Raw genomic sequence first — 23,688 nt, forward strand, 5'->3', positions numbered from 1 at the left:
GATGAAAAGTTGACGGGCCAACCCGCCGGGAGCGCAAGAGGCGAAGCCACAGGAATTTCTCTTCCTCAGTGGTGGGTCGGAGTTGGGGGTGAGTGGAAGATTGTTGGGACATCCATGGCTCCGCCTGCTTGCAGAATCACTATGGTGTTAGGGTGGTTAATGAGGGGTAAAGCGTACCGTCCCATTCGTGTTGGGTTATCGTTTGGCGGCTCAAAGTCAGCTTTGAGCCCATACTTACCAAATGCTGCGCGCCTCGCGAACGACCTTTTTAGGGGCGTAGGATCTGGTTTGTGGGCTGCTCCTCGGCGATGTGACGAAGCTGACGGGATCGGCTTTCTAGTCTATCTTGTTTTCATTGAGATTGCTTAGGACAGGGAAATGGTCATGCAAAACATCACGATCGAGACTTGCGAACAGCTTCCAGCCAAGGATGAACTCAACAACATGCTGTCGCAGTACTATGAGCTTATTGTGCAACGCATGCGAGCCATGGGTTTTGACATTGATCCTGCAGCACCGCAAAGCGCGCTTGCGGAATTCTGGGAAAACTCAGATGACTACTTGCCTCCTAAAGGATGTCTGGTGGTTGCTCGCGCCCAAGGGGGTGAAATTGTCGGCTGCGGCATGATGAAGTGTCTTGGGCCAGACACCGGCGAACTCAAAAGGGTATTTGTGACCGAAAAGGCCAGAGGAACTGGCACTGGGCGCGCATTGATTGAAGTACGCGAAAAAGTTGCGCGAGAAATGGGCCTCAAACGTCTGATTGCGGATACGCTAACGCCAAATGTCGAAATGAGAGACCTTTACCCTAAGCTTGGATTTGTAGAGTTGGATACACCGATTGAAACAACAACCTACAATGATCAACCAATGCTGCGCCCGCATCTGCACTACTTCGCCAAAGACATCTAAAAAACGCGACTGTAAGGTTTCATGATAGTGAACCTCACGCACGAATGGTCCGGTAAACCTGCGCTCAGAGCACAAGCAATCGGACCAGACAATATGTGATTTTGCGAGACGCGAGTTTACGTCGCCGATCCACCCACGGTCAGTCCACCCATCAACACGGTCGGTTGTCCGACACCCACTGGCACCCATTGGCCCTGCTTGCCGCAATTGCCCATGCCGGGATCAAGCGCCATGTCATTGCCCAGCCCTTTAATCTGCATCATCGCAGAGGCCCCATCGCCGATCAGGGTCGCGCCTTTCACCGGAGCGCCAACAACGCCGTTTTTCACTTGATAGGCTTCCGTGCAGGAGAAGACGAACTTGCCATTGGTGATGTCCACTTGGCCGCCACCAAAACCGACTGCGTAGATCCCGTCTTTCAAGGACGCGACCAGATCTTTCGGATCGCTATCACCACCCATCATATATGTGTTGGTCATGCGCGGCATGGGGGCGTGGGCATAGCTTTGACGGCGTCCGTTGCCTGTGGGCTCAACCCCCATCAAACGCGCGTTTTGGCGGTCTTGCATGTAGCCTTTCAGGATACCGTCCTCAATAAGGACATTCTTGCGCGACGGCGTGCCTTCGTCATCCACGGTGATCGAGCCGCGGCGGTCGGCAATTGTGCCGTCATCAATCACGGTGACGCCTTTAGAGGCCACTTGCTCGCCGACGCGGCCAGAGAAATTCGAGCTGCCTTTGCGGTTGAAATCCCCTTCAAGCCCATGTCCTACCGCTTCATGTAACAAAATACCGGGCCAGCCGGGGCCAAGCACCACTTCCATCTGACCCGCTGGGGCAGGGATGGCTTCTAGGTTCACGGCAGCCACGCGCAATGCTTCGCGCGCCTTTGCTTTCCAGTCGGCCGGATCAATGAGACCATCAAGTCCGACGCGACCGCCGCCGCCGGCGCTGCCGCTTTCGCGACGGCCGTTTTGTTCGAGGATCACCGATACATTCAGGCGAGTCATCGGGCGGGTGTCGGTGATCTGGCGACCATCCGGGCGCAGAATGACCACTTCTTGCAAAGACGCCGCCAAAGACGCGCTGACTTGCACAACGCGCGGATCTTGGTCGCGCACAAAAGCATCGATATCGCGCAGCGTTTCAATTTTGACAGGGAAGGTAGCGCCAGCGATGGGGTCTTCATCGGTGTAGAGTTTTTGATTGGTCGCAATCGGCCCTTCGGCATAAGAGCCGCCGCCATCGCCAACCGCCAGTCGGGCCGTAGCAACTGCGCGCTTCAAAGCACTTTCAGAAATCTCGGTAGAGTGGGCATAGCCCGCCACTTCGCCTTTCACGGCGCGCAGACCGAATCCCTCGGAGGCGTCATAACTCGCGGTTTTGATGCGCCCGTCGTCAAAAACCAGCCCTTCCGCGCGGCGTCGTTCTAGGAAAAGCTCCCCATCTTCGGCCCCAGATGTGGCTTCGCGCAACATTTTGAGGGCGGACCCCTCATCGATCATTGTCTCAAAAGGCGCGAATTTGCTCTGCATTTTGGGGTCCTTTGCGAGGATTCGGGTCAGAATCCGAAGTGAATTTTGATATAAATCAAAAAAGCGTCCGTTTGACGCAAGCATATTTCTTTATTCGTGCGCTAGAATATGGTTCATATCGACTTCAATACAATGCGTGTTCGTCTTCGGGCGAGCTTGCATGGCGACAATTACATACGCAACCGATCAGGGTGACACATGCGAATTCTTTCGACGTTCATGGGCATCTGGGCAGCACTTACGGCTTTCCCGGCACTTGCACAGGATGCAGAGCATCTCGGCAAACCAGTTGAAAAAGGACTGGGCTTCCAACCGGCCGTGACAGAGCTGTCGCGCGATATTCAATCGCTGGATAGCATGATCAACTACATTATCTTCGCAATTGTGATCTTTGTGGCGGCGCTGCTGGTCATCTGCATGGTGCGCTACAACCGCCGTGCGAACCCAAATCCAGCAAGCTTCACGCACAACACGCCGGTCGAGATTGCTTGGACCGCCATTCCAATTCTGATTCTGGTGTTCATTGGCGCGTTCTCGCTGCCAGTGCTGTTCAAACAGCAAGAGATCCCAGAGGGTGAGCTTTATATCAAAGTCACCGGCCACCAGTGGTACTGGACTTATGAATACCCAGAGCAAGAGCTGGAGTTTGACAGCTACATGCTGGGTCACCCGGCGACATTGGATGAAAACGACGAGACCGCTGGCGTAGAAGCGTTCAAACTGAATGACGCAATGCGCGCCAAGCTGGTTCAAGCGGGTTACCAAGAAGACGAGTTCCTTCTGGCAACAGACACACGTGTGATCGTTCCAGTCGATACAGTCGTCGTTATGGGCATCACTGCGGATGACGTGATCCACTCTTGGACCATTCCTTCCTTTGGCGTGAAACAAGACGCGGTGCCGGGTCGTTTGGCGCAGCTTTGGTTTAACGCAGAGCAAGAGGGCGTTTACTTCGGTCAGTGCTCTGAGCTTTGCGGTAAAGACCACGCCTATATGCCAATCACCGTTGAGGTGGTCAGCAAGGAAGCCTTCGCTGCTTGGGTGAAATCTGCGCAAGACGAACTCGCTTCCAACGGCGACGTTGCGAAGACTTTCCAAGTCGCAGCCGCTCAGTAATCGATCTAAAATAACGCGAGGGCGCATCTTTAGCGCCCAAGCCGCGGCGGAGAAATGACCTCCGCAAGAACAGGACTAGAAATGACAGACGCCAGCCTTCACTCGCAAGCGCATGAGAACGAAGCGTCCTTCGGGGACTACTTCGCGCTCTTGAAGCCGCGTGTGATGTCATTGGTGGTGTTCACTGCCATGGTGGGCCTTTTGGCTGCGCCGGGTGGTATTCATCCGTTTATCGCCTTTTGTGCGATCCTTTTCATTGCCGTAGGTGGTGGTGCGTCTGGCGCGTTGAATATGTGGTATGACGCGGACATTGACCGCATCATGACCCGCACCAAATCTCGCCCGATCCCATCAGGGAAGGTCAGCGCCAATGATGCGTTTGCCATCGGTATCACGCTTTCTGTGTTCTCCGTGGTGATGCTGGCATTGGCCACCAACTGGGTGGCCGGCGCTCTTCTGGCCTTTACGATCTTCTTTTACGTGGTGATCTACACCATGTGGCTCAAACGCTGGACACCTCAGAACATCGTTATTGGCGGGGCTGCAGGGGCTTTCCCTCCGATGATCGGTTGGGCTGCTGTAACCGGTGACATCGCGCTGGAAAGCGTTTTGATGTTCACGCTGACATTCATGTGGACGCCACCTCATTTCTGGGCACTGACCCTGTTTATGAAGTCGGACTATAAAGACGCGGGCGTTCCAATGTTGAACGTGACCCATGGTCGTCCGTCAACGCGTAACCATATTCTTGTCTACACTCTGCTTCTTGCGGCTGTTGCCATTGGTATCGCATTCACTGCGATTGGTGGTTGGATCTACCTGACGACAGCGGTGATCCTGAACACTATTTTCGTGATCGGTGCTATTGGCATCTGGCGTCGCACTGATGAAGACTGCGAAGCCGACGATCACAAGAAAGAGAAACGCTTTTTCTTCTTCTCTCTGACTTATCTCTTCCTGTCTTTCGGCGCGATCCTCGCCGAAGCAGCGCTTGCGCCATACGGGCTAGGGGGCTGGTAAGATGAGCTTTGCAAAAGAGCACGAAATCCACAAACGCCGCTTTGGTCGCAACTTGGGTGTTGCGCTGACCTTGGCTGCTTTTGTCGCGTTGCTTATGGGCCTGACCGTGGTCAAAGTCACCCGCGGAGATTTCGAGCCCGCCTCAGTGAAGGAGCAAAGCGGTGGATAAAAACGCGAAAACCGTTGTGAAACTGGTCGGAGTGGTCGCTGTCATGGGCAGCTTGGCCTACGCGTCTGTGCCGTTTTACGATTGGTTCTGTCGCGTGACTGGCTTTGGTGGCGTGACGCAAGAGGCGGACGCCGGTTCGGACGTGATCCTTGATCGAACCATCAAAGTGAAATTTGACGCATCCAAAGACCGCGACATGATGTGGGACTTTAAGCCCCAGCAGTTGGACGTTGAAATTCGCATCGGTGAGACCGGTTTGGCTTTTTATGAGGCCTATAACCCAACGAACCGCCCCATTGCTGGGCAGGCGAGCTACAACGTTGCGCCTTACGAGGCCGGCGGGTTCTTTTCCAAGATTGATTGCTTCTGCTTCACCGAGCAGGTGCTGATGCCTGGCGAACGGGTGAGCATGCCGGTGACGTTCTTTGTCGATCCGGAAATCATTGAGGATCGCGACGCGAAATACGTTAAGGAGATCACGTTGAGCTATACGTTCTATGAGATCGACTTACCCGAAGAGATTGCAGCCTTGACCTTGGAGGGGCAGGCTGTTGAGAGTGAAATTAGAGAAACCTCCAACGAGGGATAAATCCAAATGGCGCACGCAAAAAACCACGATTATCACATTTTGCCCCCTTCGATCCTGCCTTTGCTAGGATCGCTCTTTGGCTTCATTATGCTGTTTGGGGCAGTGCTTTGGATGAAGGACAACGGTCCGTGGATGTTCTTTGTCGGGATTGCGGGCGTGCTCTACGTGATGTTCGCATGGTGGTCTGAAGTCACCAAAGAAGGCCAGACCGGCGATCACACACCCGTCGTTCAGATCGGTCTGCGTTATGGCTTCATCCTATTCGTGATGTCCGAAGTCATGTTCTTCGGCGCATGGTTCTGGAGCTTCTTCAAACACGCGATCTACCCAATGGGCCCAGATAGCCCGCTGGTCGACGGTGTTTTCCCACCGGTCGGCATCGAAACCTTTGACCCATGGCACCTGCCATTGATCAACACGCTGATCTTGCTGTGTTCCGGTTGTGCAGCAACTTGGGCGCACCACGCTTTGGCCCATGAAGATAACCGCGAAGACATGAAGTGGGGTCTGATCATTGCGATTGTCCTCGGTGTCTTCTTTACCGTTCTGCAAGGCTACGAATACAGCCACGCAGCGTTCGGTTTCTCTGGTTCCATCTATGCGGCGAACTTCTTTATGGCGACAGGTTTCCACGGCGCGCACGTGATCATCGGAACGATCTTCTTGTTCGTCTGCCTGATGCGCCTGCAGCGCGGTCACTTCACCAAAGACCACCATGTGGGCTTTGAAGCGGCTGCTTGGTACTGGCACTTCGTTGATGTTGTCTGGCTGTTCCTGTTCGCAGCTGTTTACATCTGGGGGCAGTAAGCTGCTCAAAGCCTTGCACCATTCTGCAAGATACGTTTAATGCAAGTCGCGGCGATCCATCTCGTCGCGACTTTGCTTTCTAAGGACCTTTCGCATCGTGCGCCGTCTTTTCCTCCCCTTGTTTTTTGGCGTTCTGGGCACGGCAATTCTGCTGTGGCTTGGCACGTGGCAAGTACAGCGTCTGGCTTGGAAAGAAGGGGTCCTTAACGAGATCAATACCCGAATTGTCGCCGCCCCAGTCGCGGTACCCGAAAAACCCGATCCGGAAGCAGATCGTTTCTTGCCTGTTCAGGCGGACGGTCGCATTACCACGGATGAAATTCACCTATTGGCTTCCAGCAAACAAACCGGTGCCATCTACCGTGTGGTCGCTGCGTTTGAAACAGGTGGTCGCCGACTGATGGTAGACCGTGGCTGGATCAAGCCTGATCAGAAAGACGTGGCTCGGGACTCTTTTGACACCACCGTCATCGGCAACCTGCATTGGCCCGATGAAATTGACAGCTACACGCCAGCCCCAGATCTTGAGAGTAACATCTGGTTCGCACGCGATGTTGCCGTTATGGCAGAGACCCTTGGCACGGAGCCCGTGCTGATTGTTCTGCGTGAAATGCCAGAAAAAAACACCGAAGTGACGCCGTTGCCTGTCAGTTCGTCGGGAATTCCGAACGATCACCTGCAATATGCTGTTACTTGGTTCTCACTAGCACTGGTCTGGGTCGTCATGACTGTGTATTACCTGCGCCGCATGCGCATACGAGAAAAGGTTTAAACCGTGAAATACATCTCTACCCGGGGGAATGCCCCAGAACTGAGCTTTGCCGAAGCAATGCTAACAGGCCTGGCCCGCGACGGGGGGCTTTATGTGCCCAAGTCGATTCCGACTTTGTCCCAAGACGAGATCGCGGCCATGGCAGGCTTGCCTTATGAAGAGATTGCCTTCCGCGTCATGAAACCTTTCATCGGGGATTGTTTCACCGATGAAGAATTCCAAGGCATCATCGCGCGCGCCTATGAGGGCTTCCGCCATACAGCCCGCGCGCCATTGGTCCAGATGGGACCGAACCATTATTTGCTAGAGCTGTTCCACGGCCCAACCTTGGCGTTCAAAGACTTCGCCATGCAGCTGATCGGTCAGCTGTTCCAGTTCGAGCTGGAGCGCCGCAAAGAGCGCGTGACCATCGTTGGCGCAACGTCTGGCGACACCGGTTCTGCAGCGATCGAAGCCTTCCGCGGCTTGAACAATGTAGATGTCTTCATCCTGTTCCCAGACGGTCGTGTGTCTGACATTCAGCGCAAACAGATGACCACCCCTGCGGATAAGAACGTGCATGCGCTGGCCTTGGAAGGTGACTTTGACGATTGTCAGGCCCGCCTAAAAGACATGTTCAACGATTTTGAGTTCCGCGATGGCGTGAAGCTTGCGGGCGTGAACTCGATCAACTGGGCGCGGGTTCTGGCGCAGGTGGTATATTACTTCTCATCAGCACTGTCCTTGGGCGCACCAAACCGCAAAGTCAGCTTCACCGTGCCAACAGGCAATTTCGGTGACATCTTTGCAGGTTTTATCGCCAAGCAAATGGGCCTGCCGATTGAGAAGCTGGTGATTGCGACCAACCAAAACGACATTCTGCACCGCACTATGGAAACCGGTGCTTGCACAAAAGCGGGCGTAACCCCATCCATCAGCCCGTCGATGGATATTCAGGTGAGCTCGAATTTCGAGCGCGCTCTGTTCTTTGCTTATGACAAAGATGGTGATGCGGTCACCAAGTTGATGGAAGAGTTCAATGAAGGCTCTTTCACCATCAGCCAAGGGGCGATGGAATGGTTGCGTGATCAATTCGCAAGCGGTCGTGCCTCTGAAGAGGAAACCAAAAAGACCATTCGCAACGAATTTGCGGAAACCGGCGAAGTGCTTTGCCCGCACAGCGCCATCGGTGTAAAGGTTGCCAATGAGCAGCTTTCTGAGGTTCCAATGATCACTTTGGCCACAGCGCACCCGGCGAAGTTCCCGGATGCGGTCGAAGACGCTATGGGCGCGCGTCCTGCATTGCCACCGCATATGGGTGACATGATGGAGCGTGAAGAGCGTGTCTGTCAGGTGCCAAACCAACTGGCGCTGCTGGAAACCCTGATCAAAGATCGGATTGCTGCCCGTTGACCGTAAAGCTGCACACACTCTCCAATGGATTCCGCATTGTGACCGAGCATATGCCCGGTCTGGAATCCGCTTCTGTTGGCATTTGGGTCACCGCTGGGGGGCGTCACGAGACGCCTCAACAGAACGGTATTGCCCATTTCCTAGAGCATATGGCGTTCAAAGGCACCAAGCGCCGCAACGCGCTGCAGATTGCCGAGGCGATCGAGGATGTGGGCGGCTATATCAACGCCTATACCAGCCGCGAAGTCACCGCTTATTACGCGCGGGTTCTCAAGAACGACGTGCCTTTGGCGATGGATGTGATCGGGGATATCCTGCTTAATCCGGTGTTTGATCAACGCGAAATCGAAGTCGAGCGCGGGGTCATCTTGCAAGAGATCGGTCAGGCGCTGGATACGCCTGACGATGTGATCTTTGACTGGCTGCAAGAGCGCGCCTATCCAGATCAGCCCATGGGGCGCACCATTTTGGGTCCAGAAGAGCGTGTGAGAGCTTTTGGTCGTGAAGATCTCAGCGGCTTCATCGGTCAGCACTATGGCCCGGAGCGCATGGTTTTAGCGGCGGCTGGCGGCGTGGATCACGAAGAAATCGTGAAGATCGCTGAAGAGATGTTTGGCCATATGGCTCCTGGCTCAAGTCTAGCGGACATGCCTGCATTGTTTGCCGGCGGTGAATACCGGCAAGAAAAACCGCTTGAGCAAGCGCATTTCGCGCTTGGTTTCGAAAGCCCTGACTATCTCTCAAATGATATCTACACAGCACAGATCTACTCGGTCGCGCTGGGGGGCGGAATGTCTTCGCGCTTATTCCAAGAGGTTCGAGAGAAGCGTGGCCTGTGCTACACAATTTATGCGTCGACCGGGGCCTATGCTGACAGTGGTATGACCACGATCTATGCGGGCACATCTGGTGATCAGATTGCGGATCTTGCTGATATTACCATTGATGAGATGAAACGCGCCGCAGAAGACATGTCTGCCAAGGAAATCGATCGCGCCCGCGTTCAGATGAAGGCCGGTATGCTGATGGGGCTTGAAAGCCCGTCCAGTCGCGCCGAACGCCTCGCACGTATGGTCGCGATCTGGGGCCGGGTGCCTGGTCTGGAAGAGACCGTTGAAAAGATCGACGCAGTCACCGACAAAGACGTGCGCGGCTTTGCGGAGCAAATGGCGACGTCTGCGCGTGCCGCGCTCGCGTTGTATGGACCAATTTCCCAAGCGCCTGCGTTGGAACGTCTGCAGGAGAGGCGCGCTGCCTAATGCTTCTGACCCGGAAGAAAGTACGCATCGAGACGGAACGGCTGACCCTTCGGCCGCCGGTGCATGCGGATTTTCGGGAATGGGCGTGGCTGCGCGAAAGCAGTGCTGACTATCTAATTCCGTGGGAGCCAAGCTGGGCCCATGATCACCTTAGCCGCAAAAACTTCACCAACCGGGTCTATTGGGCGCAACGCTCAATCAACAATGGGTCCGCGGTTCCACTGTTTATGGTTAATCGTGCGAAGGATGAAATTGTCGGAGCGATCACACTCGACAATATCCGACGCGGCCCTGCGCAATCGGGCACGTTGGGTTATTGGACGGGCGAGAAATACGCGCGCAACGGGTTTATGCGTGAAGCCATTGAGGCGATTGCGCACTATGCGTTCACCCAAATGGACCTGAGCCGTCTTGAGGCGGCATGCTTGCCTGAAAACGCCGCCAGTCGAGGATTGCTGGAAAAAAGCGGTTTCAAATATGAAGGCGTCGCGCAGAGCTATTTGCAGATCAATGGCCGTTGGCGGACCCATGTTCTTTATGCCTGCCTAAGAAATGATCGACGCGGGCGGACCACCGCCGGACAGGTCTAACTGGCCGTACGTTAAAACCGCATTATGTGATACTCTTGAAAAAGGGGGATCGAATATGCGCGCAGTTTTCTTCTGCCTTTTGTTGGGGTTTGGCTTCGCTGCTCAGGCCCAAGACCGTCAGCCCAGCCATTGTATCGCGATCGCAGATGCCGCTCCGGGGCTGACTTACTTGCACCATGCATCCTTTGATGCGCCGGTGCCGGAACACTCTGTACGCATTCGATACATCAATCACGCAGCATTTTTGATCCTGAGCGAAGGTGGCGTGTCAGCGATCACCGATTTCACCGGCTACATCGGCAACGTTCCCTTCCTGCCCGACATCGTGACAATGAATATTGGCCATGAAAGTCACTGGACCCCAAACCCTGACCCCGCCATTCCCAATGTGCTGAAAGGGTGGGGCATCGCCGGCGAGCGGCCCGAACACCATCTTTCAATTGGTGATATGCTGGTGCGTAACGTTCCAACAGATATTCGTAGTTTTGACGGCGCACGCGTCAATGGAAACTCGATATTTGTGTTTGAGGCTGGTGGGTTATGCATTGGTCACTTAGGCCATCTGCATCACGAGCCCGATGATGGTCAATATGCAGCGCTTGGGCGTTTGGACGTGGTGATGGCGGCAGTCGATGGTGGTCGAACGCTTGATCTGGAGTCGATGAAACGGGTGATCACCCGGCTGAAATCCTCGATAGTCATCCCAATGCATTGGTTTGGCACAAGCACGCTCAACCAGTTTCTGGACGATATGTCGGAAACCTATGTGGTTGAGAACAAAGGAGAGCATGCCTTAGAGGTCTCCCTGCGCACGTTACCGGATCGTCCAACTATCGTTGTATTGCAGCCGAAGTATCTTTCGACCGAGGAGTAGGTCGCGCGCGGTTTGGCCATTGCGAAACACTGGACAAGGCTTTGATGTCAGGGGTAAAAAACCACGAGCCCTGACTTCCTGTGCGAAGAATGTGGCACCTTTCAAGGCGAATTGATCCGATTGATGACCTTAAATCCTGCAGACGCCTCTTTTACCCAAGCGCTAGAGGCGCAATTGCCCGAAGGCACCCTAAAAGCGCCTGAGCCACGCTATTTGGAAGAGCCCCGTGGCCGTGCCAAAGGTGAGGCGGGGGTCATCGCTCTTCCGCGATCAGCCGACGAAGTGTCTGCGGTTGTGCGGGGGTGTAATGCCGCCAAAGTCCCAGTGATCCCTTACGGCGGTGGCACTGGCTTGGTTGGCGGCCAATTGTCTGACGATTTGCCTGCGCCGGTTGTGATTTCATTAGAGCGGATGAACTCGGTGCGCTCGGTGAATGCGTCATCCAACGTCATTGAAGTGGACGCGGGCTGCATTCTCGCAAATATCCATGAAGCGTCCGAAGCAGTAGATCGCCTTTTTCCACTATCCCTTGCGGCCAAAGGCACCGCACAAATCGGCGGCAACCTTGCGACCAATGCAGGTGGTTTGAACGTGCTGCGCTATGGCAACGCCCGCGACCTTTGCTTGGGGCTAGAGGCCGTTCTGCCCAATGGCGATATCTGGCACGGGCTGTCTCCGCTTCGCAAAGACAACACCGGCTATGATCTGCGCAATCTGCTTATTGGCTCCGAAGGCACGCTTGGGATCATCACGGGTGCGTCTTTGAAACTGTTCCCACGTCCTGTGTCCCATGAAACCGCGCTGCTGGTTGTGCCAAGCCCAGAAGCCGCGCTGACGCTGTTGGCGATGGCGCGGGACATTGTGGGGGAAGCTGTCAGTGCTTTTGAACTGATGTCTAAGCAAGCACTAGAATTTCTTGCCGAAACAATGCCAGAGGTGCGTCTACCCTTTGCCGACTTCCCAGAGTGGTTTGTGCTGGTGGATTTTGGCCTGAGCCGAGCACAAGCAGGGCAGGCGGCGATGGAAAACCTGTTTGAAACAGCACTAGATGCAGAACTGGTCAGCGATGGCTTTATTGCATCCTCTGAGCAGCAGCGGGAAGATTTCTGGACCCTGCGGGAATCCATCCCTGACGCGAACCGCATGATCGGATCGATCAGTAGCCACGACGTGTCTCTGCCGTTAGATCGACTGCCTGCATTTATCACCGAAGGCCAAAAGCTCATCGCGGGATTTGATGGCTTGCGTCTGAATTGTTTTGGCCATTTGGGCGACGGCAATCTGCACTTTAATGCTTTCCCACCAAAAGCGCGAAACAAGAAAGAATTCAGTCACTTACAGGGTGAAGTTAAATCCGCCGTGCACGATATGGTAGCGCAGTTTGGTGGTTCCTTTAGTGCAGAGCATGGCGTGGGCCGACTCAAGACCGACGACTTGCTGAAATACGGGGATGCTACAAAAATCGCCGCCCTGAAAGCCATCAAGGCGGCGCTTGATCCCAATGGGATCATGAATCCGGGGGTGATATTGAAGACTTAAAGTCCTTCAAACTCGCAAAGGATATTGACGTCCATACCCATGTCTTCAAGTTTTTTGCGCCCGCCCAGATCGGGCAGGTCGATGATAAAGCTGCAGGCAATGATTTCGCCGCCAAGACGCTCCACAAGTTTAATGCCTGCCTCTGCTGTACCACCGGTGGCAAGCAGATCATCGACCACAAGGATCTTCTCACCCGCAGTGATCGCATCGTCATGAATTTCGACGATCGCTTCGCCGTATTCCAATTGGTATTCTTCTGAAATGGTTGTCCCCGGTAACTTACCTTTCTTGCGGATCGGCACAAAGCCGACGCTCAGCTGATGCGCAATCGCGCCGCCCAGAATAAAGCCGCGGGCTTCAAGGCCGACGACCTTATCAATGCGTTCGCCGGCATAGGGGTGCAGCATCTGGTCAATCGCCATGCGAAAACCCCGAGGGTCTGCGAACAACGTGGTCACGTCTCGAAACAGTATACCTTCATGAGGAAAATCGACGATGGTACGAATATAGTCTTTGACGTCGCTGGATTTTGGCATCGGAAACTCCAAGAAATCTTGTCTCTGGTTTCCCTCATGCCTTTCGCGAAAGCAAGGGCCTTAAGCCCTTATATTTACGCCAGATCTTCGAAAAGAACTATTTGCGTTTCTTGAAACCGTAAAACCGACGCGGGATCCAAGCCAGGTGCGGACGGCTCCAGTCCATTCGCTCTCGGACCACAATGCTCTTAGCTTGAGCTAGGTTCATATTATTCTCCTTTTTTTTACCTAGTTGTATTGCTCGTGTAGATATAATGTATATACATTTGCGTTACAGTCAATAGGCATATATAAAAAAGCGAAATCAGCGCAACAGAGGCAGAGCGTGGGAAAAGAAAAAGAAAAAAAGGTTAGCAAGAAGGACGCACAGCTAATCTTGCGCCTAAACAAGGAACAGCGCGACGCGTTTGTGGACACCTGTCGTGAGCTAGATACAAGCGCGGCTCGGGAGATCCGGCGCTTCATCAAAAAGTTCTTAAAAGAACATCAAGCTGAGGAATAGCGAAAGCAAGAAGCGGTTTTAAGGCGCACGTCGCAAGCTTGCGGTCATGGCGGCCATGGCAATCAAGGTCGCACCGCCCGCGCGCGTAATCCACATCTGGACATTTGGACGTGCGATCTGTCTCCGCATTGCATTGGCTGCAAGCGCAAAGACCAATGCATTCACTCCGGCAATGCCAACAAACGTTGCGATCAAAATGGCTGCTTGCGGCGCGAAAGCAGCGTCCGCTTGGATGAATTGCGGGACAAACGCGATGAAGAACGTATTGGACTTTGGGTTAAGCGCTGTCACGGTTGCCAAGTCCCGAAACACACGGCCGGGCGGCTGGTCGTCTGGTTTGTTTGCAAGCATTGGCTTGCCCGCTGCAGGGCTGCGCAGCATTTGGATGCCGAGATAGAGCAAGTAAAGCGCGCCCACCCATTTGAGCACCGTAAAGGCCGTGGCTGATGCCAAAAACACAGCGCCCAGGCCTATGACAGAGCAGGTCATCGCGATCAGATCACCGGTTGCAACTCCAAGCGCTGAAGCAACGGCAACTCGGCGCCCCTGGGTCATGGCATAGCTGAGAACCAACAATATCGTTGGCCCCGGGATCATCAAAAGCGCGGTAGAGGCGGCGGCAAAGGTCAGCCAGAGTTCAAATGACATTGGAAATCCTCAGTGAATGACCTCAGCAAAGACAGGTCCGCGAAATTGGGTCAAGCTCTTATCCCAAAACACGTCCGGCAACGGCGTCTAGTTTGGCGACAAGTGCAGGGTCGCGCATTTCCGGCGCGGTCATGATTGCGAATTCCAATGCCTTGTCGCAGCCATGCGGGCAGTCGTCCCGCTCTGCGCCCAACAGCTTTGGCAACTGGGACACCAACGCTTTCGCCTTTGATGAGTTGCCCTGCAGCACTCTGATGATGTCCGCGACCTCGACCTCGCCGTGGGCCGGGTGCCAGCTGTCATAGTCTGTGATCATGGCGACAGATGCATAACAAAGCTCTGCTTCACGGGCGAGCTTTGCTTCGGGCATATTGGTCATCCCGATCACGTCACAGCCCCAGCTGTTTTTGTACATTAGACTTTCAGCAAGTGTGGAAAACTGAGGACCTTCCATAGCAAGGTAAGTGCCACCGCGATGGACCTTCACGCCTGCTGACTTTGCGGCTGTTTCACAGGCATCTGAGAGGCGCGGGCAGGTCGGGTGGGCAACGCTGACATGGGCAACGCATCCGGTGCCAAAGAAAGATTTCTCGCGTGCGAATGTTCGGTCAATGAATTGATCTACAATGACAAAATCACCGGGTGCCAGCTCTTCACGGAACGAACCACAGGCGGAAACCGAGATGATATCCGTCACGCCGATGCGTTTCAGCGCATCGATATTGGCGCGGTAAGGTACGGTGGTGGGCGAATGCACGTGGCCGCGACCGTGCCGCGGCAGAAACGCCATTTTCACCCCATTGAGCGAGCCGCTTAGGATCTCATCTGAAGGATCACCCCAAGGGGTTTCAACCTTTGTCCAGGCCGCGCCCTCTAAACCGTCAATTTCATAAATGCCCGATCCGCCAATCACGGCGATCATTGTCTCTGTCATGGTCTTTCTTCCCGCTGGTTGCCTTATTCATGTCTTTGGCTTGAACAAGATGCAACCGAGAAGAGAAAGCTAGAGCCCACGTGCCGTGGTTTGTGCGTTGAAGTCGGCAAATGCGTCTGAAAATCCATCAAGGGACCATATCAGGTCTTGGGATTTCCCGTGGCGGTCCCGGAACGTAAAGCGAAAGGCGTCGCCGTCTCGCATTGCTGCAAGCAGCGCGTCCGCATCCTCGCCGGAAAACGTGCAGGTCAGCCCTGTTAAACATCCGACACGGCGTGTTTTCCAAAGCTCTCCATTCTCACCCTCAATGCGGAAACCATTCGGGGAGAACAGCGTGCCAGCTTCCATTCCAAAATCCACTTCGGGCCCGTCTTCGGTGTTCACCACAAAGAAAAACTGAGCTGCGAATTCTGGATGGGGTGAGAACACATCCACATAACGCAAGTAACACCGTTGGTTCAGTTGATCGCTTTCCTGGCGCTCATCGCAGGAGGAAAGGTAAATTCCGAACCGTTCAAAATGGGTTACCTTCCAATCGCCCGGAGTGTCATTGCCTTCGCGGTCTTGCGCGGTGGCGGTGAGGGGCAGGGCGGCGCATAGGGATAACAAAAGGGCTGTTGTGAAACGCATGATCTTAAACTCCAGCAATCTGCCGCATGTATGTGCGCGCCTTACATCAACAGCAAATCACGTTCCGGCGATTTAGCGCCAACACTTGTGGAACTAGGGGTTTTCCGGTACGGGCGGATCAAAATCATCTCCAGCCCCATAGGATTGCCCGATGAAACGCGCTGCATTGGCAAATTTTGCCAAGAATATCTCTCCGCCCAATTTGTCCATTATGCAGGATGAAGGCTGGTCCGTGCCGCGCGTGCGCACCGAGCTTTTGTCTGGTTTGACAGTCGCCTTGGCATTGGTCCCAGAAGCGGTGGCTTTTGCCTTTGTTGCCGGTGTGCACCCGTTGGTGGGTCTTTATGCAGCCTTCTTGGTGGGGCTGATCACAGCCGTGTTTGGTGGCCGTCCGGGTATGATCTCAGGTGCAACCGGCGCGCTGGCCGTTGTTATGGTGGCTTTGGTTGCGGAACATGGGGTCGAATATCTATTTGCCACCGTTGTTCTTATGGGGATTTTGCAAGTCATCGCCGGTGTCATGCAGTGGGGCAAATTCATCCGCTTGGTACCGCATCCTGTGATGCTGGGATTTGTGAACGGTCTGGCGATTGTGATCTTCTTGGCGCAACTCACCCAGTTCAAAGACCCGTCTGATACGTCCTTGTGGCTTCAGGGCAGCCAGCTTTATGCGATGCTTGGCCTTGTAGCGCTGACCATGTTGATCATCTGGGGCCTGCCAAAGATCACCAATATCATCCCGGCACCACTGGCCGGTATCGGCGTCGTTGCGCTGTTGGTGATTGGTCTCGGTATTGATGTCCCGACCGTTGGGGACATGGCCTCTATCAAAGGCGACTTGCCACAATTCCATATCCCATTCGGCGAAGGGGTCGGGATATACGGTACACCGCTTGCGCCATTTAACCTTGAGACCCTTCAGATCATCCTGCCTTACGCAATCATTTTGGCGGCCATCGGTCTGATCGAAAGCCTTTTGACCCTGAACCTTGTGGGCGAAATCACTGGTAAGCGCGGTGGCGCGTCTCAAGAATGTATCGCCCAGGGCGGATCAAATATCGTCACCGGTTTCTTCGGTGGCATGGGCGGTTGCGCAATGATCGGTCAGTCCATGATCAACGTGAAATCTGGCGGTCGCACCCGGATTGCTGGTATCGTGGCGGCGCTGTTCTTGTTGCTGTTCATCGTGGCCGCAAGCCCGCTGATCGAACAAATCCCTCTGGCTGCACTAGTCGGCGTGATGTTCATGGTGGTGATCGGCACATTCGCTTGGAACTCTCTGAAGATCATGACGAAAGTACCATTCACCGATGCTTTCGTGATCGTACTGGTGACAGTGGTGACTGTTCTAACCGACCTCGCCATCGCGGTTGTTGTTGGTGTGATCGTATCTGCGCTGGCCTATGCATGGAACAACGCGCGCCGCATTCATGCGATCGAGCGGGACTCCGTGACAGAAGACGGTGCTAAAGTTTACGAGATCCAAGGCCCGCTTTTCTTTGGGTCAACCGATGGCTTTGTCGAACTTTTTGATATTGAGAACGACCCGGCAAGTGTGATCATCGACTTCAAAGCGAGCCGCGTGGTGGACCAGTCGGCGCTGCAAGCAATTGAAGCCGTCGCGTCCAAGTATGAAGCGGCAGGCAAAACGATTGCGCTGCGCCACCTGAGCCGCGATTGCCACCAGCTTTTGACCAAAGCCGGTCACCTGATGGTCGACAGTGAAGATGACCCTCAATACGAGGTCGCGGTCGATTATAGCGTCCGCACCGGCATTCTGGGCGGTCACTAAGATTACAGAGAACCCGGCGATTGCACCGGGTTTTTCTTTGCTGGGAAGCAGCTTAGGGCAAGCCACCTATTTGATCCGCTCACATCACCATGTTACTGCCGTGGCCACCGGAAATCCCGGGGATTGAGTCGGAAGGGCAGGCTGGTGTTTCACCTGGCACAGGAAAGCAATGAGGATTGGTGGGAGGTCGAGGCCCTCTACGACCTGTGCTTTGCGCCGGGGCGAGAGGCTCTGTCGTCTTACCGTTTGCGGGATGGCGTCGATCCAGTGGCACAGCTTTCTCTGACTGCGCGCGATGAGGATCATATTCTAGCAGGCGCGATCCGGTTTTGGCCGGTTCAGGTTGGCACTGACGTGGCTTTGCTTCTTGGACCTGTGGCTGTACACCCGACGCGACAAGGGGAGGGCCTGGGTGGCTTTCTCATCCGTGAAAGCCTGCGCAAAGCCAAAGAGCTCGGTTGGCACAGGGTCATTCTTGTGGGTGATGCGCCTTATTACGAGCGTCAAGGGTTTCAGCGCCTAGAAGGTGTGATCATGCCGCCGCCCACCAACCCGGACCGGGTGCTTGGTGTCGCCTTGACCGATAGCGCCTGGGATGGCGTCGTTGGACAGGTGAAACCGCTGAACCAGACTTGAAACCGAAGATCGGCTCCCCACGTTGAGGTCAAAGGGAGAGATCATGCGCTACCAACCGTTTGTTATTGTGAATGTTGACGAAGAGCTGGATCTGCTCGCAAAACGCTATGGCGCTGCGGGTGGGGTCGGTATTGACTTACTCAATCTATTGGGCGCGCAGGCAGATGGTTTGGTCGAAGGACTTCCGCGTCCCGTTCGGGATCGCTTAGAGGGGGCAACGGAAACCGCGCTTGGGCAGGCCATGAAGGCGGCTCATGGGTCACGACGTTTGGTGGGGCCGGGACAGCCCGCTTGGCTGCAAAACGCCATTGCCACGTCGATGGGCGCCGCAGGTGGCATTGGTGGTGTTGGTACTGCCTTGGCTGAAATCCCTCTCACCACGACGGTCTTGCTACGCACGATTCAGGATGTTGCAGAAGAGCTCGATTTCGATCCGACTTCCGAGAATGTCCAATTTGATTGCATCCAAGTTTTCGCCGCTGCTGGCCCTCTGTCCCATGATGACAATGCTGACCTAGGTTTCTTAGGCGCGCGTATGGCGCTGTCTAGCGGCGGCATGCAAAGGTTGATGACATGGGTCGCCCCAAGGCTGGCGGCGGTCTTTGGCCAGAAGCTCGCCGCACAAGCGGTTCCGGTGCTTGGTGCCGCTGCCGGAGCTGCGACGAATTACGCATTCATTACCTATTACCGAGAAATGGCCCACGTACATTTCGGTTTGCGCCGGCTGGCGATTGACGCAGATATTGATCACCCGGAGTTGCTAGAACGCTTCCGAGATGTCGCGTTGCTCGACAAACCGAAATAGACACTTCTTCATTCACCTTTGCAGAAATACTCTGGGGTGAATTGGCCCGCATGGGCCAAAAGGGGCAAAGCCCCTAAAGCGCACCGGTTTCTTTCAAATACGCCTTTACCGCCGCGCGCACGGACTGATCGCCACGCTCCCGCGCATCGACGATAATCTTGCGGACTTCCGCAAGATTTGTACGCCGCAGAATGCTCTTTACCGGCCCGATAGATGCCGGTCGCATGGACAGGTTACGCAATCCCATTGCGGCCAGACATACAGCTTCCAGAGGGCGCCCTGCATCTTCTCCACAGAAGCTCACCGGCGTCTTGGTGCTGTTGCAGCGGTTCACGATGCCTTCAATGAAGGTCAAAAAACTGACGTTCAGCGTGTCATAGCGGCGGCGCACGCGTTCGTTTTCACGGTCTGCCGCAAAGAAGAATTGCTTCAAGTCATTGCCACCAATGGAAATGAAACCGACCTCTTCAAAGAACTTCTGTGGGGCAAATCCCAAAGAGGGCGTTTCAAGCATTGCGCCGACATCCAAAGTATCGGGCAGAATGTGACCAAGCCGTCGCTCACGCTCGACTGCCTTTTCCATTTCTGCCTTGGCTGCGCGAAACTCTTCAAACTGGGCGATGAACGGGAACATCACCGTCAAAGGCCGCCCGTTGGCTGCGCGCAGCAACGCTTGCAACTGCATCCGCAACACGCCGGGTTTATCCAGTCCCACGCGAATAGCGCGCCAGCCCAACGCTGGGTTTGGCTCATCCTGCGGCGCCATATAAGGCAGAACTTTATCAGAACCGATGTCGAGCGTGCGGAACACCACGCGCTTGCCTTTCGCAGAGTCCATCACCTTGGAATAGATCTCTGCAAGTTCCGTCCGCTTTGGCATTTGATTACGGATCAAGAATTGAAGCTCGGTTCTGAATAGCCCGACTCCTTCAGCGCCAGAGCCTTCAAGCGATGGAAGGTCAGCCATCAAGCCGGCATTCATTTGCAAGTGGATCGTGGTGCCATCCAGCGTTTCTGCAGGCTTCTCTCGGATCGAGGCATAGCGTTTCTGCGCATTGGTGCGCATGGCCATCTTGTCACGGAAGGCTGTGGCAACGGATTCATCGGGGCGCAGGTGTACAACCCCTTCATCCCCATCCACCATGATCGCGTCACCATTCAACGCCTCGGTTGTGATGCGGTCAGCATGCACGATCAAAGGGATTGCCAGTGCGCGCGCGACAATCGCCGCATGAGAGCCGACGGAGCCTTCTTCCAAGACCACGCCCTTGAGTTTGCGGTCATATTCCAGCAATTCCGCTGGGCCGATATTGCGTGCTACTAAGATCGGGTTCTCAGGCATTTCTGCGCCGGTGTCTTTGCCCTGACCGGTTAGAATTCGCAGAAGCCGGTTGGACAAATCATCGAGATCATGCAACCGGTCTCGCAGATACGCGTCGGTAGCTTTTGCCATGCGGGAGCGGGCAATAGATTGCTCTTTCTCCACAGCAGCCTCGGCCGATAGACCTTGGCTGATGTCCTGCTCCATACGTTTCATCCAGCCCTTGGAGTTGGCAAACATGCGGTAGGCTTCAAGGACTTGCAGCTGTTCTTTGTCCCCACCAGCAGCGCCTTCGAGCATGCGGTCAACGCCAACACGCAGTTCTTCAATCGCGTCTTCAAGGCGTTTCTGTTCCGCTTCGGGATCATCAGCAATAGGGTTGGACACAACAACGCGTGGCTCGTGTAGCCAGACATGACCCACGGCAACACCTTCTTGACCGGTGCCCCCTCGGATCAGAACCGATTGCTGGTGCAGGGGCGACAGGGCCGCGCCTTCACCGACAAACGCACCCAGCTCGGTCATCTCCGCCAAAACCATCGCAACGACTTCAAGCGCATAGACTTCATCTGACGAGAAGTCGCGCGCTTCGCGAGATTGGACAACCAACACGCCCATATTCTCGCCAAGCCGTTGGATTGGAATACCGCAGAACGAGCTGTAAATCTCTTCGCCAGTTTCTGGCATATAGCGGAAACCGCGCTCAGATGGCGCATCAGCTGTGTTGACAACCCGCGAATGACGGGCGACGCGACCGACAAGGCCCTCGCCGATGCGCAAGCGCGTCTGATGGACCGAGTCCGGGTTCAGACCTTCGGTGGCACAAAGCTCTAGGGTTTCTTCATCGCGGAACAGGTAGATCGAGCACACTTCGGTGCCCATGGAGGACGCTATCAAGCCAGTGATTTTGTCCAGCCGGGCCTGACCTGCGCTGTCTTCTGCCATGGCCTCGCGAAGGCGCAACAAAAGCTTGCGGCTCTCGCTCTCAAAATTCTTATTTAAATTCTGGGCCATGAATGCATTCCCGATGTTCCGGAAATCACTTATAGGCGGTCTTTGTCTTGCTTGAAAATACTTACTTGTCGCAGAAGATTTTTTGTTCCGAGCGACGCCCAAAAACTGATCGTTTTCATGCTTCATTTCCGTCCCCCCGATTAAGCACCGGTTCACAGAAAGCAAAGGGATCTAAACAACTTCTTAACGACAAAAAAAGAGCTGCCCAAAGGCAGCTCTTTGAAAAAATAATAACGGTAGGATTAAGCCGCTTTGTCTAGCTCAAACGCGTCGTGCAGCGCCTGTACGGCCAGTTCCATGTATTTGCGGTCCACAAGGACAGAGATCTTGATCTCGGACGTCGTGATGACTTTGATGTTGATGCCTTCATCAGACAGCACCTTAAACATCTTTGCCGCGACACCGGATTGAGAGCGCATGCCAATGCCCACAACGGACACTTTGGCAACTTCGCTATCGGTGACGACTTCAGTGTAGTTCAGCTCTTCGCCTTTGATGGCGTCCATCGCTTTGTCAGCGCGGCCCACCTGATCAATTGGCAGAGAGAAGGTCATGTTCGTGCGACCATCCTCAGAGATGTCTTGCACGATCATATCTACATTTACACCCGCATCAGACAGGGTGCCAAAGATGACAGACGCGATGCCTGGACGGTCAGCAACCGAGCGCAGGGTCATTTGAGCTTCATCGCGAGAATAGGCCACACCGGCCACAACATTGGATTCCATGATTTCATCCTCATCGCAGACGAGCGTACCGGCCTCGTCAGATTGTTCTTCAAAAGAGCTTAGCACGCGCAGTTTCACTTTATAACGCATCGCCAATTCAACGGAACGGGTTTGCAGAACCTTTGCTCCAAGTGACGCCAGTTCCAACATCTCTTCAAAAGAGATGCGATCAAGCTTGCGCGCTTTCTGGCAGATACGTGGGTCAGTGGTATAGACGCCATCCACATCCGTGTAGATGTCGCAGCGCTCTGCACCAAAGGCAGCGGCAAAAGCAACAGCGGTTGTATCAGATCCACCGCGACCCAGCGTGGTGATGCGGCCTTCGTCGCTGATCCCTTGGAAACCAGCTACAACAGCAACTCTCATACCTTCGCCGAATTTTGCGTTAATGTTCTCTGTGCCAATCTCTTCAATCCGCGCTTGGCTATGCGCAGATGTGGTTTTCAAAGGCACTTGCCAGCCTTGCCAGCTGCGGGCGGGCACGTTCATCTCTTGCAAGGTCAGAGCCATCAGTCCGGCGGTCACGTTTTCGCCAGAGCTGACCACCGCATCATATTCACGGGCGTCAAAGAGGGGGGAGGTCTCATTGACCCAACCCACCAGCTCATTGGTTTTCCCGGACATGGCAGAGACGATGACGATGACGTCATAGCCCTTTGCCACTTCAACGCCCACGCGTTTGGCTGCGCGGCGGATGCGGTCCAGGTTGGCGACCGACGTGCCGCCGAATTTCATCACTAGTGTAGGCATGTTCTTATTCAGCCCTCATCTTCAAAAGGTCAGCGCGGTGTACGCGTTCGTGGCACGGGAAACAAGCGCAGGGGCAAGGAGAAACGCCTTGAATGGTGGTTCATGCGACAAAATTTCCGAAGCGCCTCCGCTATGCAATGCACTGGTAAGTAAACTTCCAACTTAGCAGATTCGGTGAGGTCGCTTGTCTCGAGGATGGGGCCAAACAGGGAATCGCGACTGTGTCGGAAAGTTGGACTGGGGTGGTGTTGCTCAATGGGTGAGAGGCGTTGTCGCGAACTTGGCTTATGTGCGAGGCTGCTGTTAAGCTACGTGACGGGTCCAGCTTGTCGTCAGAACGTCTCGCCGAAATCTGTACTGAGAGGCTCGGATCATTTAAATCACCGGATAAGGTGCATATTCTGGATGACCTTCCAAAAGGCCCTTCTGGAAAGATCCAAAGGATCAAAATTCAAGACCTGATCAAGTGAAAATTTCCCGTGACGGTGATGGAAAAACGTCGTGCGATAACATCGCTGATCAGGTTTTAGGAACTGAAACGTCTGCGGAAAGAAAACGAACGGCTGAGAAGGGCCGTTTCGGATCTGACTCCTGACAAGTTGATCTTGGCAGTGGCAGCGAAGGAAAGCTTCGAAGCCCCGTTCGTCGCCGAACCTGCATTGACCCTTTGCGTGCTGAGCGTCTTTAGCGACGAGAGGGGGGAAGATTAAAGTGTAGCGTCCACCAATTGAGCCCACTGCAAAAACGGACATTGCGTTGCCACGGAGCGAAGGTCATGAACGAGCCCATGTTGTCTAGTGCTGCAAAGAGCGCGAATG

24 protein-coding genes and 1 pseudogene are annotated in these 23,688 nt (G+C 54.6%); 17 read left to right on the forward strand and 8 right to left on the reverse strand.

All coding sequences use genetic code 11. From position 1 onward, the window contains the following. A partial coding sequence (locus tag TA5113_RS17400; protein WP_370736454.1) for a hypothetical protein occupies window positions 1-112 on the reverse strand: 112 nt, incomplete at its 3' end. 272 nt (window positions 113-384) lie between these two features. Here TA5113_RS17400 and TA5113_RS12255 point away from each other — a divergent pair. Continuing rightward, window positions 385-912: a GNAT family N-acetyltransferase gene (locus TA5113_RS12255; RefSeq protein WP_058314080.1), complete on the forward strand. Its 528-nt coding sequence runs from the start codon at window positions 385-387 to the stop codon at window positions 910-912. 116 nt (window positions 913-1,028) lie between these two features. Here TA5113_RS12255 and tldD read toward each other — a convergent pair whose 3' ends face one another. Further along, the gene (gene tldD, locus TA5113_RS12260; RefSeq protein WP_058314081.1) at window positions 1,029-2,447 is read right to left on the reverse strand and encodes a metalloprotease TldD; all 1,419 of its coding nucleotides are present in this window, start codon (window positions 2,445-2,447) and stop codon (window positions 1,029-1,031) included. Window positions 2,448-2,645: 198 nt separating this feature from the next. Here tldD and coxB point away from each other — a divergent pair, with 198 nt between their 5' ends. The 11 genes from coxB (at window position 2,646) to TA5113_RS12315 (ending at window position 12,574) form a co-directional block, all read left to right on the forward strand. Beyond that, window positions 2,646-3,563 (forward strand): cytochrome c oxidase subunit II, encoded by a 918-nt coding sequence (coxB, locus tag TA5113_RS12265; protein ID WP_058314046.1) that lies wholly within the window; start codon window positions 2,646-2,648, stop codon window positions 3,561-3,563. 81 nt (window positions 3,564-3,644) lie between these two features. Then, a complete protein-coding gene (gene cyoE, locus TA5113_RS12270; RefSeq protein ID WP_058314047.1) occupies window positions 3,645-4,583 on the forward strand; it encodes a heme o synthase in 939 nt (312 codons plus the stop codon). 1 nt (window position 4,584) lies between these two features. After that, on the forward strand, window positions 4,585-4,752 hold the full coding sequence (locus tag TA5113_RS16995) for a cytochrome c oxidase system small membrane protein (RefSeq protein ID WP_058314048.1): 168 nt from the start codon (window positions 4,585-4,587) through the stop codon (window positions 4,750-4,752). A 43-nt stretch (window positions 4,753-4,795) separates the two neighbouring features. Further along, window positions 4,796-5,341 carry a cytochrome c oxidase assembly protein gene (locus TA5113_RS12280; RefSeq protein WP_058314082.1) on the forward strand — a complete coding sequence of 182 codons (546 nt, stop codon included), beginning with the start codon at window positions 4,796-4,798 and terminating at the stop codon, window positions 5,339-5,341. Window positions 5,342-5,347: 6 nt separating this feature from the next. Then, window positions 5,348-6,148: a cytochrome c oxidase subunit 3 gene (locus TA5113_RS12285; protein ID WP_058314049.1), complete on the forward strand. Its 801-nt coding sequence runs from the start codon at window positions 5,348-5,350 to the stop codon at window positions 6,146-6,148. 97 nt (window positions 6,149-6,245) lie between these two features. After that, complete coding sequence (locus TA5113_RS12290; RefSeq protein ID WP_058314050.1) at window positions 6,246-6,920, forward strand: SURF1 family protein; 675 nt, start codon at window positions 6,246-6,248, stop codon at window positions 6,918-6,920. A gap of 3 nt (window positions 6,921-6,923) precedes the next feature. Continuing rightward, window positions 6,924-8,312, forward strand: a complete 1,389-nt coding sequence (gene thrC / locus TA5113_RS12295) for a threonine synthase (protein ID WP_058314051.1) — start codon at window positions 6,924-6,926, stop codon at window positions 8,310-8,312. Beyond that, the gene (locus tag TA5113_RS12300) at window positions 8,309-9,571 is read left to right on the forward strand and encodes a M16 family metallopeptidase (RefSeq protein ID WP_058314052.1); all 1,263 of its coding nucleotides are present in this window, start codon (window positions 8,309-8,311) and stop codon (window positions 9,569-9,571) included. Before thrC ends, TA5113_RS12300 begins: the two co-directional genes overlap by 4 nt. Then, the gene (locus TA5113_RS12305; protein WP_058314053.1) at window positions 9,571-10,161 is read left to right on the forward strand and encodes a GNAT family N-acetyltransferase; all 591 of its coding nucleotides are present in this window, start codon (window positions 9,571-9,573) and stop codon (window positions 10,159-10,161) included. The genes TA5113_RS12300 and TA5113_RS12305 overlap by 1 nt, the downstream gene beginning before the upstream one ends. Before the next feature lie 55 nt (window positions 10,162-10,216). Continuing rightward, complete coding sequence (locus TA5113_RS12310) at window positions 10,217-11,035, forward strand: MBL fold metallo-hydrolase (RefSeq protein ID WP_058314054.1); 819 nt, start codon at window positions 10,217-10,219, stop codon at window positions 11,033-11,035. A 123-nt stretch (window positions 11,036-11,158) separates the two neighbouring features. Further along, window positions 11,159-12,574, forward strand: a complete 1,416-nt coding sequence (locus TA5113_RS12315; protein ID WP_058316735.1) for an FAD-binding oxidoreductase — start codon at window positions 11,159-11,161, stop codon at window positions 12,572-12,574. Here TA5113_RS12315 and TA5113_RS12320 read toward each other — a convergent pair. The 4 genes from TA5113_RS12320 to TA5113_RS12335 form a co-directional block, all read right to left on the reverse strand. After that, on the reverse strand, window positions 12,571-13,110 hold the full coding sequence (locus TA5113_RS12320) for an adenine phosphoribosyltransferase (protein WP_058314056.1): 540 nt from the start codon (window positions 13,108-13,110) through the stop codon (window positions 12,571-12,573). The two genes, TA5113_RS12315 and TA5113_RS12320, sit on opposite strands and share 4 nt — an antisense overlap. Before the next feature lie 520 nt (window positions 13,111-13,630). Continuing rightward, window positions 13,631-14,260, reverse strand: a complete 630-nt coding sequence (locus TA5113_RS12325) for a LysE family translocator (protein ID WP_058314057.1) — start codon at window positions 14,258-14,260, stop codon at window positions 13,631-13,633. A gap of 58 nt (window positions 14,261-14,318) precedes the next feature. Beyond that, entirely contained in the window at window positions 14,319-15,194 is an 876-nt protein-coding gene (locus tag TA5113_RS12330; protein WP_058314058.1) for an S-methyl-5'-thioadenosine phosphorylase, read from the reverse strand. Window positions 15,195-15,263: 69 nt separating this feature from the next. Beyond that, window positions 15,264-15,824 (reverse strand): invasion associated locus B family protein, encoded by a 561-nt coding sequence (locus TA5113_RS12335; RefSeq protein ID WP_058314083.1) that lies wholly within the window; start codon window positions 15,822-15,824, stop codon window positions 15,264-15,266. A 151-nt stretch (window positions 15,825-15,975) separates the two neighbouring features. On the opposite strand from TA5113_RS12335, the gene TA5113_RS12340 reads away from it, so the two are divergent. The 3 genes from TA5113_RS12340 (at window position 15,976) to TA5113_RS12350 (ending at window position 19,057) form a co-directional block, all read left to right on the forward strand. After that, window positions 15,976-17,616, forward strand: coding sequence for a SulP family inorganic anion transporter (locus TA5113_RS12340; protein ID WP_058314059.1), 1,641 nt, complete (start codon window positions 15,976-15,978; stop codon window positions 17,614-17,616). 144 nt (window positions 17,617-17,760) lie between these two features. Then, on the forward strand, window positions 17,761-18,252 hold the full coding sequence (locus TA5113_RS12345) for a GNAT family N-acetyltransferase (RefSeq protein WP_058314060.1): 492 nt from the start codon (window positions 17,761-17,763) through the stop codon (window positions 18,250-18,252). A gap of 43 nt (window positions 18,253-18,295) precedes the next feature. Next, window positions 18,296-19,057 (forward strand): EcsC family protein, encoded by a 762-nt coding sequence (locus TA5113_RS12350; protein WP_058314061.1) that lies wholly within the window; start codon window positions 18,296-18,298, stop codon window positions 19,055-19,057. Window positions 19,058-19,130: 73 nt separating this feature from the next. Here TA5113_RS12350 and ptsP read toward each other — a convergent pair whose 3' ends face one another. Then, entirely contained in the window at window positions 19,131-21,392 is a 2,262-nt protein-coding gene (gene ptsP, locus TA5113_RS12355; protein ID WP_058314062.1) for a phosphoenolpyruvate--protein phosphotransferase, read from the reverse strand. Window positions 21,393-21,634: 242 nt separating this feature from the next. Then, a complete protein-coding gene (locus TA5113_RS12360) occupies window positions 21,635-22,870 on the reverse strand; it encodes an aspartate kinase (RefSeq protein WP_058314063.1) in 1,236 nt (411 codons plus the stop codon). A 287-nt stretch (window positions 22,871-23,157) separates the two neighbouring features. On the opposite strand from TA5113_RS12360, the gene TA5113_RS12365 reads away from it, so the two are divergent. Continuing rightward, window positions 23,158-23,340, forward strand: coding sequence for an AMP-binding enzyme (locus tag TA5113_RS12365; protein ID WP_058316736.1), 183 nt, complete (start codon window positions 23,158-23,160; stop codon window positions 23,338-23,340). Between the two features lie 63 nt (window positions 23,341-23,403). Further along, window positions 23,404-23,543 (forward strand): annotated as a pseudogene (locus tag TA5113_RS16790) (IS3 family transposase); the annotation flags it as partial. Between the last annotated feature and the right edge of the window lie 145 nt (window positions 23,544-23,688).

Origin of the sequence: Cognatishimia activa (genome assembly GCF_001458335.1) — a bacterium.
GTDB classification, from domain to species: domain Bacteria; phylum Pseudomonadota; class Alphaproteobacteria; order Rhodobacterales; family Rhodobacteraceae; genus Cognatishimia; species Cognatishimia activa.